We start from the raw sequence: 669 nt of genomic DNA on the forward strand, positions 1-669 counted from the left end.
TTTACTAAGCCCCACAAGATCCATTTCTCTGAGTGTGATCCCGCGGGGATCGTGTTCTACCCGCAATATTTCGTGATGTTCAATAATCTCCTTGAGCGTTGGGTCGATACGCTGATCCCCCAAGGGTTCGCGGGCTATATCCTCGAACAACGTTTTGGGTTACCCACCGTTCACTTAGAGGCTGAGTTTAAAGCCATTAGCCGCATGGGGGATGACGTCATGTTAGAGCTGGTGGTTGAGCGGATTGGCCGAAAGTCACTCACGCTGTGCCAACGCTGTGTCAGTGTGGAGGGCGAACTGCGTATGCAAGTGACACAAACTTACGTCACCACGTCGCTCGTCACGCACCAAGCCATTCCAATTCCAGAGGCCTTACATCAGGCACTCACGGCTCAGCCAACGGTATAAGCAAAGGGGAATTTTTATGAATATTGTGTGTATTGGCGGGGGACCCGCTGGGCTGTACTTTGGGTTGCTAATGAAGCTGCAAAACCCACAAAACCGTGTGGTGGTGGTTGAGCGCAATCGCCCGTTTGATACCTTCGGTTGGGGCGTGGTGTTCTCGGATGCAACACTCAACAATTTGCGCCAAGCTGACCCCGTGTCTGCCCAGACTATTTCCGACGAGTTTAGCCATTGGGACGATATCGATATCCACTTTAACGGCGC

1 protein-coding gene and 1 pseudogene are annotated in these 669 nt (G+C 52.2%); both read left to right on the forward strand.

Annotated elements, in window-relative coordinates; all coding sequences use genetic code 11:
• On the forward strand, positions 1-408 hold a 408-nt coding region (locus AC4IFO_RS22990; protein WP_490737853.1), incomplete at its 5' end, for an acyl-CoA thioesterase.
• Between the two features lie 16 nt (positions 409-424).
• A pseudogene (locus tag AC4IFO_RS22995) lies at positions 425-669 on the forward strand (bifunctional salicylyl-CoA 5-hydroxylase/oxidoreductase); the annotation flags it as partial.

The organism is Providencia sp. UF-224, from assembly GCF_058245955.1.